This window comes from uncultured Bacteroides sp. (genome assembly GCF_910585845.1).
Lineage (GTDB): Bacteria > Bacteroidota > Bacteroidia > Bacteroidales > Bacteroidaceae > Bacteroides.
Genome location: NZ_CAJUHF010000004.1, coordinates 35,651 through 49,710 on the forward strand (window position 1 = coordinate 35,651; position 14,060 = coordinate 49,710).

The window sequence follows — 14,060 nt, forward strand, 5'->3', positions numbered from 1 at the left end:
TCAAAAATGATAGTTTAAACCAAAAAGCAAAGAGAGCTGACCGAAATAGCCGGTACCGTCTTTCGCATTCTTCACATTCCACGTTTCACCGTGATACTTCACTGAATAGGCTTCCGAATCGGATATCACCCAATTCAAACGTCCCGATATTCCCCAGTTCCCATTCAGAAAATATTCTCCTGAAAAGGCAAAATTGCCCGCCAGCTTATTCATCGACACCTTCCGGGGTTTGTCGTATACCTTGCTTCGATCCTTATAGAACTGATAGCCCGCTCCGCCGGACAGTTGAAGGGAGTAATGTTTCTTCACCATTGCCAAAGCAATCTGCGGAGCGATGTAGTGCTCCTGAATCTTATCTGCACCATTCTCGTGTGTGTTCTTGTAGGAACTCCCCTGATACAAGACTCCCCCTCCGAATCTCAATGTTCCGCTGGAAAACGTCAGGCAACTGGCATCCCAGGCCACTCCTTTGCGCAGATCACTCCGGTAGGCATCCGACCTGTCAGTGATTCCCATCAGTTCTCCCAAATACCACGACGGTCCGGCATGAACAGATAAAAAAGATTTCTTATCGCCTGCATTCTGAGCATGCAGGGAGATGGCCGTCAACATCCCCCAAAGAAAACAATGTAAGTACCTCATAACAAATTAAGTTTAGTATTTCTTAGTAAATGCAAAAAAGCAGAAAATACTGCATAACAAGGAGAGAAAAGTTATAAACATTTGCATACAAATCAGCAGAATAACCATACGAAAAGATTCAGCAAGGCCTGAAAGAATAAGTGATATTCACAACCATCACCACTTGGCACAATGCTATAGAAAAGAAAACGTAAACTCAGCAAACACATCGCCCGTCATACCTTTGTAATCCTTACCCATTCTGATTGCCGAATCATGGACAGAAGAAGAGAAAATGATGATAAGCAGTATCATGAACTGTATCTGATAAAAATCATCTCACGAGATAAAAAAATCGCCTCGTGGGATGAAAAAATTCATCTCATGAGACGAAAAAATTTATCTCGTGAGACGGTTTTATTCGTCTCATGGGACAAAAATAGTTGTCTCGTGAGATAAATCAGCCGTTCCATGAGACAAAAATAATCTGTTTCGCAGGACACAATATTGAACCTAAAAGAGTAAACCCACTCTTTCTCCTAAAGTATTCATATCCAATAGATAACGGGGATAAAAAGAAAAAGAGACGAACCGTGGGAAACACGATTCGTCCCTTAACGTACTCGAAGCGGGACTTGAACCCGCACAGCCGCAATGGCCAAAGGATTTTAAGTCCTTCGTGTCTACCATTCCACCATTCGAGCATCCTATGGCAAAAGAGCGGAAAACGAGACTCGAACTCGCGACCCTAACCTTGGCAAGGTTATGCTCTACCAACTGAGCTATTTCCGCAGGATATTTGTAGAACGGGTGCAAAGATAACGACTTTCCCTTTTACTGCCAAATTTTCATACAGAAAAAGTGATGATAAATGAAGAGAGAAGAGACATTGGAAGAGAAGAAAAAAGAAATGGGAAGAAAATGAGAAGAATACAAAAAGAAAATGAATAGAAAGCAAAGAGAAACGGGAAAAAGCGGAAAGAAGAAACAACCACCTTTCAGTTACGAACCTGCAAGGTGGAACCTGAAATAGAAACCGAATAATGTTTCAAGTACTCCATACCCGTTCCAGTAGGAAAGCCTCCATTGCTCAGGTCATACTTGGTATGACACTTCGGACATACAGCCGTTCCTAACCCGTCGTCCGCCAACTCCACCGAAACATTCCGCTGGGCTTCTACCGGACAGGCGGCATCAAACGCGACATATGTATTCCCGTCGGAAAAAATACTCTGCCCGATAATCAGCCCCGCATAACCCACCGGCAAACCGTTTACGTTCTTCTCCACCTTCAGGAACTGACCGGGAGTCGTAATCTTATAATACGGATGCTGCGAAAGGCTGCATGAGAAATGAAAAGAAACAGAAGGGATACTCGACTCATACGAATCGCCACAACCGGCAACACACAGCCAAAGCATCCCTACAATTATACTGAATTTCCGCATACGGCAGCACATGGTTTATCTGCCAAGCAAACATCTCTCGGCCTCTTCCATTCCATGAAAGTTGAAGCCATCCACCACTTCCTGCATCAGTGCGCTGATCTCTTCATTGCAAAGATTGCCGATGCTTCCTTCATGAGTGTGATGCACCTGCTTGTCATGAGAGAAGTTGCCCGCTTCAATGTCCAGACCGACCTTCTTGTAGGCATCGCGGAAGGGCATTCCCTCGCGCGCCAAACGGTTCACCTCTTCTACACTGAAAATGGGCAGATACCGGTCGTCGTCGAGAATGTGTTCGTTCACCTTGATCTCGTTCATGATGTAGGTTGTCATCTGCAAGCAATCTTCCAGCTCCTGGAAGGCAGGAAGGAAGACCTCCTTTATGATCTGCAAATCGCGGAAGTATCCGGAAGGTAGATTATTGGCTATCATCATGATCTGTTGCGGCAAGGATTGCAATTTATTGCACTTGGCACGTGTCAGTTCGAAGACATCCGGATTCTTCTTATGGGGCATGATGCTAGAACCCGTCGTACAATCGTCCGGCAGTTTGACAAACCCGAAGTTCTGGCTATTGAACATGCAAGCGTCGAAGGCCAGTTTGGAGATGGTACCAGCAATGCTTGCCATAGCAAAGGCAACGTTACGCTCCATCTTACCGCGCCCCATCTGTGCATACACCACATTGTAATTCATGGAATCGAACCCTAACAGACGGGTAGTCATCGTGCGGTTCAACGGGAAGGAAGAACCGTATCCCGCCGCCGAACCCAACGGATTGCGGTTGCACATCCTGAATGCAGCCTGCAAGAAAAGCATGTCGTCCACCAAACTTTCGGCGTATGCGCCAAACCACAGTCCGAAAGAGGAAGGCATGGCTATCTGCAAATGAGTATAGCCCGGCATCAGGACATCTTTACAACGTTCGCTCTGGGCTATCAGCACATGAAATAACTGCTCCACCGCTTCAGCGATTTCCCTGATCCGCGCACGAGTGAACAGCTTCAGATCGAGCAGAACCTGGTCGTTGCGCGAACGGCCGCTATGTATCTTCTTACCTACATCGCCCAGCTTGCGCGTCAACATCAACTCCACCTGCGAGTGTACGTCTTCCACTCCTTCTTCTATCACGAACTCTCCCTTCTCGGCAGTCGCATAGATACTTTTCAGTTCTTCGAGCAAAAGCGCCAGTTCGTCTTTCGCCAGCAGACCGATACTTTCGAGCATGGTGATGTGTGCCATAGAGCCCAATACATCATGCTTCGCCAGATAAAGATCCATCTCGCGGTCGCGTCCCACCGTGAAACGTTCTATATCTTTATTCACTTGAACGGATTTCTCCCAAAGTTTCTGAGCCATTTGTTCTGTAGTTTACGGTTATTGATAAGGTATGATGGAGAGCATGTCAGCCATCTTTTCCAAAGCTTCCTGCAAAGGCTTTTGCACCATGCCCTTCATGAAAGGATTCAGTTCCATGCCGATAGTCAGCTTAATCTTGCATTCCGACTGCGATGTGGCGACAATCTGTATCCACAAATTGAACGGTAGCGGAGAAGTGGTGGTAGCAAACTTAATGCATTTACACGGTTCCCTCTCTATAATGTTCAATGTTATCTTGCCAACGGGAGCCACCTCTATCGACAGGCTGTCCGTGTCAAAACTCAGATTTTTCACTTTGTCTTCCGGCAATCTTCCCTTGATTTTTTCCAGGTTGTTCAGATCTGCCAACTTCTCATAAACGAGTTCCTGCGGAGCAGGTATCATCTTCACGCCACTTTCAAATTTCGTCATATTCCAGTATTCTATATTCTATAAAAAGACGAAAAGGACTATTCGGACAGCAACTATCCGAATGGTCCTTCCACTATATCAAATATCTTACAGTATGAAATGTTCTTATTTTCCGGCATCCCAATGTGCAGGGTCTTTACGCCATTCGTTCAGCGTCTTGACATCACCTTCTTCAATGTATCCTGTGCGGAGTGCCACCTCCAGAACGGCTTCATAGTTAGTCAGCGTCACCAATGGCACTTTGGCTTCCTTGAAGGCTTTCTCAGCAACCGGGAAACCGTAGGTATAGGCAGCTACCATACCGATTACCTCGCATCCGTCGCGACGGATGGCTTCTACTGCTTTCAGGCTACTTCCACCTGTAGAAATCAAATCTTCAACAACCACTACTTTCATGCCCGGACGAAGTTCACCCTCAATCAGATTCTCCAATCCGTGATCTTTCGGGGTAGAGCGTACGTACACAAACGGCAAGTTCAGTGCATCGGCCACCAAAGCTCCCTGAGGGATGGCACCCGTTGCTACGCCGGCTATCGCATCTACTTGTCCGAAGCGTTCCAATATCAAGCGAGTGATTTCAATCTTTACAAAATTACGCAAAGAAGGATAGGAAAGTGTCTTGCGGTTATCACAGTAAAATGGAGATTTCCAGCCGGAAGCCCAAGTGAAAGGATTTGCCGGTTGTAGTTTAATCGCTTTTATCTTCAGCAACTTCTCTGCGAATAGTTTTTCTAAAGTTTTCATAACCAAATCAACTGTTATAGTAAATATGGCACAAAAATACGAAAACTGAACGAAAATAAAAGAAAGAACAAAAAGATTTTTATTCAAAATCTTCATTTTCGCCGGCAAGCTGTATGCTGCGGCGAATATCCTCCATTTCGAAGCCCCGGCTCAGCGCAAAGCGAATCAGTTTGCCGTTCAGTTCAAACTCATTTTCAGCATGGACGCTTTTCCGTTTCGACTGCAACAGGGCGGCCAGAACGGACTGGTATTCTTCCTCGTCTATCTCGTCCAGACAACGGCGGCATACGTCGTAGGACACTTTCTTCAACTGGAGCGCTTGTGCTATCTTCACTTTCCCCCACTTGGCAAAGCGAAACTTGTCATTGACAAAGGCACGGCAAAAGCGTTCCTCGTCGATGTACCGCTCGTCCTCCAAGCGTCTCAGGATATGTTCAATCGTATCGTAGGGCAATCCCCAGCGTTGCAGTTTGTCTGCCACCTCGGCACGGCAATGTTCTGCCGTCGAACAATAGGCCGCCACTTTATTCAGGGCTGCCGATTCGGTCATATCTGTCATTTTTCGGCTATTATAAATCTGTCATTATGAGAAATATCCTTCTGAAGGCGGACAGTGCGATAGCCCAGGCTACGCAATAGGGCTACTGTCTCTTCTCCAAAAGCACGGTTAATTTCAAAATAAAGTTTCCCGCCGGATACAAGCATGTCGAGTCCCAGGGTAGCTATGCGGCGATAGAATCGCAAAGGATCCGAATCAGGCACAAACAGCGCCAACGAAGGTTCCCAGTCCAGTACATTCCGTTCCATGTCCGCCTTTTCCGCCTCGGTGACGTAGGGCGGATTGCTCACTATGGCTTCGTAGCATGCCGACATGCCGGAAACATCAGCCAGCACGTCGCGCTGTTCGAAGCGGACGGATGCCTGCAAGGCTTTACCGTTGGCAGTGGCTATGGCAAGGGCGTATTCCGATACATCCCAGGCTGTAACCTGCGCTTCCGGCAACTCCTTCGACAGGGAAATGGCAATACAGCCGCTACCCGTCCCGATGTCCAATATACGGGCTGCTGAAGGAACTTCTTCCAGCATCAGCTCCACCAGTTCCTCCGTTTCCTGCCGGGGGATAAGCACGCCGGGAGCCACATGGAATGTCCTTCCCAAGAAGCGTGCCTCGCCTTGGATATACTGTATCGGCTCGAAATTGCGCAGACGGGCGAGAATGCTTTCCAATTCCTGTTCCTCTTTTGCGGATAAAGTTATATCTTTGCCCAGGTAATAGTCCACGACCCGCTGCCCGAAGATTTCGCAACAGACAATCTTGGACAGGTTGCCGGCTTCCTGCTGAGCATAACATTCTTGCAGCTGCCGGCGGATGTACGTAGTGGAAATATTCATAAATCGGGCGCTTTTGGGGCGCAAAAGTAAGAAATATCTGCAAATGGAAGCACAGATGGAAAAAGAAAAATACATGCGGCGCTGCATTCAGTTGGCGCGCAACGGGCTTTGCAATGCAGCCCCCAACCCAATGGTAGGGGCAGTTATCGTATGCGACGGGAAGATTATCGGTGAAGGTTACCACGTACGTTGTGGCGAGGCGCATGCGGAAGTAAACGCTATCCGTTCCGTCAAAGACAGTTCACTACTGAAACGCTCCACAATCTATGTCAGCCTGGAACCCTGCTCCCATTACGGGAAGACGCCGCCTTGCGCGGACCTCATCATCGAAAAACAGATTCCCCGCATCATCATCGGCTGTCAGGATCCTTTCTCCAAGGTAGCCGGACGGGGTATCCGGAAGTTGAAAGATGCCGGACGCGAAGTGACTGTCGGTGTGCTGGAGGATGAATGCCGCCACCTGATCAGACGGTTCGTCACCTTTCATAAACTGCGACGCCCATATATCACCCTGAAGTGGGCGGAGTCCGCGGATGGCTATATCGACTTGCAGCGGGATGGCGGTACACCTGTACTCTTTTCTACCCCGCTGACTTCCATGCTGGTGCACAAAAAGCGGGCGGAGCATGCCGCCATCCTTGTAGGCACTCGCACGGCAGAACTGGACAACCCCTCACTGACCGTCCGCAACTGGCATGGCACGTCGCCTCTCCGCCTCACAATCGACCTCAATCAACGCCTGTCTCCAACGCTCCAACTGTTTGACGGTAGTGTGCCCACGCTTGTCTTCACCGGACAGCCCCACCCTGCATCGCCCAATCTGGAATATATCCCTACAGACCTCAGCCAAGACTTGTTGCCTCAAATTATGCAAACACTATACGAACGTAGCATCCAATCCTTGCTGGTAGAAGGCGGTAGCATTTTGCTGCAATCTTTCATCGACGCCGGACTTTGGGACGAAGCCTTTGTAGAAGAAAGCCCTATACGACTCCGTTCCGGTGTTAAATCACCCGAAATAAAGGATAAAAACAGTTATGTCATCGAACGGCATTTCGGAAGGAACATACGGCATTATACTGCGGGGAAATAACCTGTAGTACCTCATTTCAGTATGCTTTTTATAGAAAAGAAATACCGTTTTATCTATAATTTTATATAAAACTTCCCCACAATGCTTATTATAGAAAAAAATGTTCCTATTTTTGCAACTTGTAAATAATCAAAGTTTCGGATTCAATTCTTCTGACTTGCCGGAATAAACTGTATGGCAAGGAGTATGATAGAGGAACCTGATCCGACACTTAACCAATTAAACACTGTCTTTAGAAAATGAGAATAAAGTTTTTATCCGTAATCCTGAGTTTTCTTCTTATGTCAGTAGCCATAAGTTCGTGCCTTGACTCAGACACCAACTATGAATACAGCTCCGACGCAACGATACGCGCTTTTGGCATCGACTCCATCGGAAAAGGCATCTATTATAAATTCACCATCGACCAGCTGAAAGGAGAAATCTACAACGTAGACTCACTGCCCGTAGGGGCCGATACCATCATCGACAGAATCCTGATTGACACCTTGGACGTAATCGGATGGGTCACCTCCGGCGTCAATGACACTCTGTTCAACATGAACGATTCCGTCGATCTGAGAGCGCCCATCAAGCTGAAAGTCCATGCAGCAGACGGAACGACAATGCGCGAATACCTCATCAAAGTGAATGTCCACAAGCAGGATCCGGATTCACTGTTGTGGGAGCAGCAACCCTCACTGCCCGTACTCCCCTCCCCTGACAAATTAAAGGCAATCGTACTGGAAGATGAATTATGGATATACACCTCCTCCACTACCGCCTACCGCCATTCTCTAACAGTTTCCGCCGGTTTCCGCTGGGACGAGGTCCACATTAACGGACTTCCGGAAGACGCGAAACTGAATTCCATCGTTAAATTCGACGGCCAATTGTTCGTAACCAACGACGAAGGGAAGGCCTTCTGTTCCGATAACGGCGTCGATTGGCAGGAAATAGACATGCAAGGTATACAAATGGCAACATTCATTACAGGCATTCCGGAAGACAACATCATCGGAAGCCCGAACATACTTGCCGGCATCTGTACGGAAAACGGACGCAACTACTTTTGCGTGAAGAGTTCCGATGAAACCATCTGGAGAAAAAGCGAAAAAGAGGTTCCTGCCGACTTCCCCTCGCAAAAGATATATTCCACAGTCTTCACCAATGCAAGCGGCATCAAACAGACCGTGATTGTAGGAAACGCAAAAAAAGCGACCGAGAAGACAGTAGCCTGGTTCACGATGGACGGACTGAACTGGGTGGATATGAGTACCCCGTCAAGTTTGGCCTGCCCCGCAATGGAAAACCCGTCTATCATGTATTACGGCGGTCTGTTCCACATAATGGGTGGCAAGTTCGACATCATCCGTTCTTCGAGCGACGGTATTACTTGGAATGAATCACCAGACAAGTTCCTCTATCCGGGCGAGAAAGTCATAATTCCGAATGAAGATGAAGAAGAAGACGGCGAAGATGAAGATAAAGAAGACACCATTGAATACATCAACTGGTTCAAGGACAAAGGCGACTATACCCTGGCCATTGATGCCAACCATTACATCTGGATCGTATGGAGCGAAGATGGTACCGTTTGGCGCGGACGTCTGAACAGGTTGGGATTTCAGAAGCAATAATAAAACAGTCAGATCTCCGTTTCTTTACTATGACAAAGAGTAATAAAAAGAAAACGGTATGACTGTAGCCCAAGAAATAAAGATAGTGTTTTGCCTGCTCATGTTCCCCTTCTGCCACATTGCGGCACAGGAAGAATATACGTGGGAACTGGGAGGTGTCATTGGAGGAAGTTTCTATATGGGAGACGCCAACAACAGTGTCCCGTTCAAGAACACAGGATTGGCAGGAGGAGTGATAGCCCGCTATCTGCTGAATCCTCACATGGCAATCAAAGGCAACCTGACAGCCGGCAGGATATCCGGCGACACAAGAGATTTCAAGAATGTGTATCCCTACGGAGAACACGCCGCCTTCAAGCGGACTCTCTTCGATTTAGGAGCACAGTTTGAATATAACTTTTTGGGATATGGTATCGGGAATACCTACCGGGGCGACCGCCGGTTTACACCTTATATATTAGGTGGACTGGGATTTACATTTGCTCCAAAGCCCGCTAAGGCTGTTTTTACCATGAATCTCCCCATAGGGGTGGGCGTGAAGTACAAAGCATCGCCACGCACCAATATAGGATGCGAGTTCACTATGCGATTCAGCCTCAGCGACCGGTTGGACGTCACCCGCCGGGACGGCTTGCAACTGGAAGACTCGTACCAGATAAAAGGAAAAGGTTGGAAGAACAAAGACAGTTATACATTTGCCGTCTTCTTCATAACCTACGACCTCTTCCCAAGATGCAAGGATTGTAACAACTAAAGAAGATGCAATATAAAGAACAACTTGATTTGAGCCGGATACCCCAGCATGTGGCAATCATCATGGATGGCAACGGACGGTGGGCGAAGCAACGCGGACACGAGCGGAGCTACGGACACCAAGCCGGTGCGGAGACCGTGCATGTCATTGCCGAAGAAGCCGCCAAGCTGGGAGTGAAATTCTTGACTCTATATACGTTCTCTACCGAAAACTGGAATCGTCCTTCGGATGAAGTGGCAGCATTGATGAGCCTTCTCTTCGATTCGATCGAAGAAGAGACTTTTATGAAGAACAATATCAGTTTCCGAATTATCGGAGACATAGACAAACTGCCGGCAAACGTGCAGGAGCGCCTATACAACTGTGTGAGAAACACCTCCCGAAACACAGGCATGTGTCTGGTGCTTGCACTCAGCTACTCCTCACGTTGGGAAATCACGGAAGCCGTCCGACAAATCGCCACTTCGGTACAGAAAGGCGAACTGACACCCGAAGCGATTGACAGCAATTTGATCTCGACGCACATGACGACCCGTTTCATGCCTGATCCGGACTTGCTGATACGCACCGGCGGAGAAATCCGTCTGAGCAACTATCTGCTGTGGCAGTGCGCCTATTCCGAACTCTATTTCTGCGAGACCTACTGGCCTGACTTTCGGGAAGAGGAACTTTGCAAAGCCATCTGTGACTACCAGAAACGGGAACGCAGATTCGGCAAAACCAGTGAACAAATCAGTTAAAGCAAACATATTTAATCAAAAACATAAATGCACTATCGTATTTTCTCTATATTCACAGCGTTCATCTGCCTCTTCGGGTACGCATTGACGAGCAACGCCCAAGATGCCAACAGCACAGACTATGCAGAAAAGCCAGTCATTCTCTACTCAGGAACCCCCAAGAAATATGAAATTGCGGAGATTAAAGTAGAAGGAGTCAAGAACTACGAAGACTATGTACTCATCGGATTGTCCGGTCTGTCTGTAGGTCAGACCATCACTGTTCCGGGCGACGAGATCACCCAAGCTTGTAAGCGCTACTGGCGTCACGGTCTGTTCTCCAATGTCCAGATCACGGCAGATAAGATAGAGGGCGACAAGATATGGCTGGGCATCAACCTGACGCAGCGCCCGCGTGTATCCGAGATCCGCTATCATGGCGTGAAGAAATCGGAACGCGAAGATATAGAGAGCAGAATCGGAATGATCAAGGGAGGACAGATAACCCCGAACGTCATCGACCGTGCCAAGACCCTGATCAAACGCTACTTTGACGACAAAGGTTTCAAGAACGCTGACGTAATCATCTCGCAGAAGGATGATGTCTCCAACGAGAACCAAGTGATCGTGAGCATTGACATCGACAAGAAAGAGAAAGTAAAGGTACACGAAATCACCATCACCGGTAATGAAGCCATAGCAACCAAGAAGCTGAAGCGCATCATGAAGAAGACCAACGAGAAAAACAAGCTGGTCAACATATTCCGCACCAAAAAGTTCGTAGAAGAGAATTTCGAAGCAGACAAGCAACTGATCATCGACAAATACAACGAATTGGGATACCGTGATGCTATGATCGTGGAAGACAGCATCAAGCCCTACGACGACCGTACGGTGGACGTCTTCATGCGAATAGAAGAAGGAGACAAATACTACCTCCGCAATGTCACATGGGTGGGTAACACGCTGTATCCTTCCGAACAGTTGGACTACATGCTCCGCATGAAGAAAGGTGACGTCTACAACCAAAAATTGCTGGAAGAGCGTACCATGTCCGACGAAGACGCCATCGGCAACCTTTACTACAACAACGGTTACCTCTTCTACAGCCTCGAGCCCGTAGAAGTCAACATCGTAGGAGACTCCATCGACTTGGAAATGCGTATCTTCGAAGGCAGACAAGCCACCATCAACAAGATCAACATCAACGGTAACGACCGCTTGTACGAAAACGTGGTACGCCGAGAACTCCGTACCCGTCCGGGCGACCTGTTCAGCCGTGAAGACCTGATGCGTTCCATGCGTGAAATCCAGCAGATGGGACACTTCGACCCCGAACAGATCAAACCGGATATCCAGCCCAAACCTGAGGATGGAACCGTAGACATAGGTTATGACTTGGTGTCTAAAGCCAACGACCAAGTAGAGTTCTCAGCCGGTTGGGGACAAACCGGTATCATTGGTAAGTTAAGCCTGAAGTTCACCAACTTCTCGCTTGCCAACCTGCTACATCCGGGAGAGAATTACCGGGGTATCCTGCCGCAGGGCGATGGTCAGACACTGACCATCAGCGGACAAACCAATGCCAAGTACTACCAGTCATACAGCATCTCATTCTACGATCCATGGTTCGGAGGCAAGCGTCCTAACGCATTCTCCGTATCGGCATTCTACTCCCGCCAGACTGACATCAGTAGCCGTTACTACAACTCGGCCTACATGAGCAACTACTACAACAGCCTGTACAGCGGAATGTACGGTTACGGTATGTACAACTATGGCAATTACAACAGTTACGAAAACTATTACGACCCCGACAAGTCAATACAGATGTTCGGCGTGGCAGCCATGTTCGGTAAACGCCTGAAATGGCCGGACGACTACTTCCAGTTCTCTGCCGAGCTGTCTTATCAGCGCTACATTCTGAGCGACTGGCAATACTTCCCTGTGACTGACGGTAAGTGTAACAACTTCAGTCTGAACCTGACCCTGTCGCGCAGTTCTATCGACAACCCGATTTACCCGCGCTCAGGTTCCGAGTTCTCCCTGTCCGTGCAGTTGACGCCGCCCTACTCTCTGTTCGACGGTAAGGATTACAGCAAATACAGCACCAGCAGCCAGGAAGATATGAACAAGATGCACAAGTGGATTGAGTATCACAAGTGGAAATTCAAATCCAAAGTCTATATTCCGCTGATGGACCCCATAACCGTAAAACGCACTCCAGTCATCATGAGCCGCGTAGAATTCGGTTTGCTGGGACATTACAACAAATACAAGAAATCTCCGTTCGAAACGTTCGACGTGGGTGGTGACGGTATGACCGGCTACTCCAGTTATGCAACGGAAAGCATCGCCCTCCGCGGTTACGAAAACAGTTCATTGACTCCTTACGGATACGAAGGTTATGCCTATACCCGCTTGGGGCTTGAGCTGAGATACCCGCTGATGTTGGAGACAAGCACCAGCATCTATGCATTAGGCTTCGTAGAAGCCGGTAATGCCTGGCAAGACGTGAAGAACTTCAACCCATTCGAGCTGAAACGCTCGGCTGGTGTGGGTGTCCGTATCTTCCTGCCGATGATCGGTATGATGGGTATTGACTGGGCGTACGGTTTCGACAAAATACGCGGTTCCAAAGAGTACGGTGGCAGCCAGTTCCACTTTATCTTAGGACAAGAATTCTAATTTGTATCACAAAAACCAAACGTTATGAGAAAGTCCGTTTTATTCATGTTTCTGCTGTTCGCCATAGGTATGACAGCCCATGCGCAGAAATTTGCCCTGATCGACATGGAGTATATCCTGAAAAACATCCCGGCATACGAACGTGCCAACGAGCAACTGAACCAGGTTTCCAAGAAGTGGCAAAGCGAAGTGGAGAAAGTGGCTGAAGAAGCCAAGACGCTGTACAAGAACTATCAGTCGGAAGCCGTCTTCCTCTCCGAAGAGCAGAAGAGCAAGAAAGAAGAAGCAATCGTCGCCAAAGAGAAAGAAGCAGCCGAGTTGCGCCGCGCATACTTTGGCCCCGAAGGAGAGTTGTTTAAGAAACGTGAAAGCCTGATGCAGCCCATTCAGGATGAAATCTATAATGCCGTGAAAGAGATTTCGGAACAGAAAGGATACTCCGTCGTTGTCGACCGGGCTTCTGCAACAAGCATCATTTTCGCTTCTCCGCGCATCGACATAAGCAACGAAGTCCTCGCAAAGTTAGGATATTCAAATTAATTTCATACATTTGCCTGGCAAACAGAGACGCATTGGAAAATAAAAATAAGCTCGCTTATTTTGTTTTACACTCGGATTGCACTATATTTGCATTCATTCAAAGAATAACTAATTAAATAAACAATAAATATTATGCTTAAAAGAATCGCACTCCTTATCATTGTGTTTGCTCTTCCGCTAGGAGCAATGGCACAAAAATCTGCACACATGAACTCTCAGGAAGTCATTGTACTCATGCCGGAATATACAAAGGCACAGGCAGACCTTGACGCAATGTCCAAACAGTACACAGAAGAGATGCAACGCACTCAGACTGAATTTCAGAAGAAACTGCAAGAATATCAGGCACAAGCCGATTCCCTGCCGAAAAACATAGCAGAAAGACGTCAGAAAGAGTTGCAGGACATGGCAGAAAGACAAGAGCAGTTCCAGCAAGAAGCTTATCAGAACATGCAGAAAGCACAGCAAGAAGCTATGATTCCTATCTATAAGAAGCTGGACGAAGCCATACAGGCAGTAGGCAAGGCAGAAGGCGTTGTCTATATCTTCGACTTGGCACGCACTTCCATCCCTTATATAAGTGCTGAAAGTATCGACGTTACAGCCAAAGTAAAGACTCAACTGGGTATCAAATAAGAGAAACATTCCACTTTT

General features: G+C 47.7%; 14 protein-coding genes and 2 tRNA genes. 7 read left to right on the forward strand and 9 right to left on the reverse strand.

Features of this window, described 5'->3' with window-relative positions; translation table 11 throughout:
• The 9 genes from QZ323_RS01995 to prmC all read right to left on the reverse strand — a co-directional run bounded on the left by QZ323_RS01995 (nucleotide 1) and on the right by prmC (nucleotide 5,993).
• Nucleotides 1–642 carry a hypothetical protein gene (locus tag QZ323_RS01995; protein ID WP_294632399.1) on the reverse strand — a complete coding sequence of 214 codons (642 nt, stop codon included), beginning with the start codon at nucleotides 640–642 and terminating at the stop codon, nucleotides 1–3.
• A 599-nt stretch (nucleotides 643–1,241) separates the two neighbouring features.
• Nucleotides 1,242–1,325, reverse strand: a tRNA-Leu gene (locus QZ323_RS02000).
• 15 nt (nucleotides 1,326–1,340) lie between these two features.
• Nucleotides 1,341–1,413 (reverse strand) — tRNA-Gly (locus tag QZ323_RS02005).
• A 206-nt stretch (nucleotides 1,414–1,619) separates the two neighbouring features.
• Nucleotides 1,620–2,069, reverse strand: a complete 450-nt coding sequence (locus QZ323_RS02010; protein ID WP_294632401.1) for a hypothetical protein — start codon at nucleotides 2,067–2,069, stop codon at nucleotides 1,620–1,622.
• A 15-nt stretch (nucleotides 2,070–2,084) separates the two neighbouring features.
• On the reverse strand, nucleotides 2,085–3,425 hold the full coding sequence (gene argH / locus QZ323_RS02015) for an argininosuccinate lyase (protein WP_294632403.1): 1,341 nt from the start codon (nucleotides 3,423–3,425) through the stop codon (nucleotides 2,085–2,087).
• 18 nt (nucleotides 3,426–3,443) lie between these two features.
• Nucleotides 3,444–3,857, reverse strand: coding sequence for an SRPBCC family protein (locus tag QZ323_RS02020; protein ID WP_294632404.1), 414 nt, complete (start codon nucleotides 3,855–3,857; stop codon nucleotides 3,444–3,446).
• A gap of 105 nt (nucleotides 3,858–3,962) precedes the next feature.
• Nucleotides 3,963–4,601 carry an orotate phosphoribosyltransferase gene (gene pyrE, locus QZ323_RS02025; RefSeq protein ID WP_294632406.1) on the reverse strand — a complete coding sequence of 213 codons (639 nt, stop codon included), beginning with the start codon at nucleotides 4,599–4,601 and terminating at the stop codon, nucleotides 3,963–3,965.
• A gap of 79 nt (nucleotides 4,602–4,680) precedes the next feature.
• On the reverse strand, nucleotides 4,681–5,160 hold the full coding sequence (locus QZ323_RS02030; RefSeq protein WP_294632408.1) for a regulatory protein RecX: 480 nt from the start codon (nucleotides 5,158–5,160) through the stop codon (nucleotides 4,681–4,683).
• Nucleotides 5,157–5,993 (reverse strand): peptide chain release factor N(5)-glutamine methyltransferase, encoded by an 837-nt coding sequence (gene prmC, locus QZ323_RS02035; protein WP_294632411.1) that lies wholly within the window; start codon nucleotides 5,991–5,993, stop codon nucleotides 5,157–5,159. Before prmC ends, QZ323_RS02030 begins: the two co-directional genes overlap by 4 nt.
• Nucleotides 5,994–6,048: 55 nt before the next feature.
• Between prmC and ribD the strand changes: the two genes are divergently transcribed.
• The 7 genes from ribD (at nucleotide 6,049) to QZ323_RS02070 (ending at nucleotide 14,042) form a co-directional block, all read left to right on the forward strand.
• Nucleotides 6,049–7,086, forward strand: coding sequence for a bifunctional diaminohydroxyphosphoribosylaminopyrimidine deaminase/5-amino-6-(5-phosphoribosylamino)uracil reductase RibD (ribD, locus tag QZ323_RS02040; RefSeq protein ID WP_294632413.1), 1,038 nt, complete (start codon nucleotides 6,049–6,051; stop codon nucleotides 7,084–7,086).
• A 281-nt stretch (nucleotides 7,087–7,367) separates the two neighbouring features.
• Nucleotides 7,368–8,705, forward strand: coding sequence for a DUF6242 domain-containing protein (locus tag QZ323_RS02045; RefSeq protein WP_363174826.1), 1,338 nt, complete (start codon nucleotides 7,368–7,370; stop codon nucleotides 8,703–8,705).
• Between the two features lie 58 nt (nucleotides 8,706–8,763).
• Nucleotides 8,764–9,459 (forward strand): DUF6089 family protein, encoded by a 696-nt coding sequence (locus tag QZ323_RS02050; RefSeq protein ID WP_294632416.1) that lies wholly within the window; start codon nucleotides 8,764–8,766, stop codon nucleotides 9,457–9,459.
• Nucleotides 9,460–9,464: 5 nt separating this feature from the next.
• Complete coding sequence (locus QZ323_RS02055; protein ID WP_294632417.1) at nucleotides 9,465–10,199, forward strand: isoprenyl transferase; 735 nt, start codon at nucleotides 9,465–9,467, stop codon at nucleotides 10,197–10,199.
• A gap of 27 nt (nucleotides 10,200–10,226) precedes the next feature.
• Entirely contained in the window at nucleotides 10,227–12,866 is a 2,640-nt protein-coding gene (gene bamA, locus QZ323_RS02060; protein WP_294632419.1) for an outer membrane protein assembly factor BamA, read from the forward strand.
• A 24-nt stretch (nucleotides 12,867–12,890) separates the two neighbouring features.
• On the forward strand, nucleotides 12,891–13,406 hold the full coding sequence (locus QZ323_RS02065) for an OmpH family outer membrane protein (protein WP_294632421.1): 516 nt from the start codon (nucleotides 12,891–12,893) through the stop codon (nucleotides 13,404–13,406).
• 132 nt (nucleotides 13,407–13,538) lie between these two features.
• The gene (locus tag QZ323_RS02070; RefSeq protein WP_294632422.1) at nucleotides 13,539–14,042 is read left to right on the forward strand and encodes an OmpH family outer membrane protein; all 504 of its coding nucleotides are present in this window, start codon (nucleotides 13,539–13,541) and stop codon (nucleotides 14,040–14,042) included.
• Nucleotides 14,043–14,060 lie beyond the last annotated feature (18 nt).

Coding starts and splice junctions, on each gene's coding strand:
- QZ323_RS01995 (WP_294632399.1), bottom strand. CDS start 642: ATGAGGTACTTACATTGTTTTCTTTGGGGGATGTTGACGGCCATCTCC.
- QZ323_RS02010 (WP_294632401.1), bottom strand. CDS start 2,069: ATGCGGAAATTCAGTATAATTGTAGGGATGCTTTGGCTGTGTGTTGCC.
- argH (WP_294632403.1), bottom strand. CDS start 3,425: ATGGCTCAGAAACTTTGGGAGAAATCCGTTCAAGTGAATAAAGATATA.
- QZ323_RS02020 (WP_294632404.1), bottom strand. CDS start 3,857: ATGACGAAATTTGAAAGTGGCGTGAAGATGATACCTGCTCCGCAGGAA.
- pyrE (WP_294632406.1), bottom strand. CDS start 4,601: ATGAAAACTTTAGAAAAACTATTCGCAGAGAAGTTGCTGAAGATAAAA.
- QZ323_RS02030 (WP_294632408.1), bottom strand. CDS start 5,160: ATGACAGATATGACCGAATCGGCAGCCCTGAATAAAGTGGCGGCCTAT.
- prmC (WP_294632411.1), bottom strand. CDS start 5,993: ATGAATATTTCCACTACGTACATCCGCCGGCAGCTGCAAGAATGTTAT.
- ribD (WP_294632413.1), top strand. CDS start 6,049: ATGGAAAAAGAAAAATACATGCGGCGCTGCATTCAGTTGGCGCGCAAC.
- QZ323_RS02045 (WP_363174826.1), top strand. CDS start 7,368: ATGTCAGTAGCCATAAGTTCGTGCCTTGACTCAGACACCAACTATGAA.
- QZ323_RS02050 (WP_294632416.1), top strand. CDS start 8,764: ATGACTGTAGCCCAAGAAATAAAGATAGTGTTTTGCCTGCTCATGTTC.
- QZ323_RS02055 (WP_294632417.1), top strand. CDS start 9,465: ATGCAATATAAAGAACAACTTGATTTGAGCCGGATACCCCAGCATGTG.
- bamA (WP_294632419.1), top strand. CDS start 10,227: ATGCACTATCGTATTTTCTCTATATTCACAGCGTTCATCTGCCTCTTC.
- QZ323_RS02065 (WP_294632421.1), top strand. CDS start 12,891: ATGAGAAAGTCCGTTTTATTCATGTTTCTGCTGTTCGCCATAGGTATG.
- QZ323_RS02070 (WP_294632422.1), top strand. CDS start 13,539: ATGCTTAAAAGAATCGCACTCCTTATCATTGTGTTTGCTCTTCCGCTA.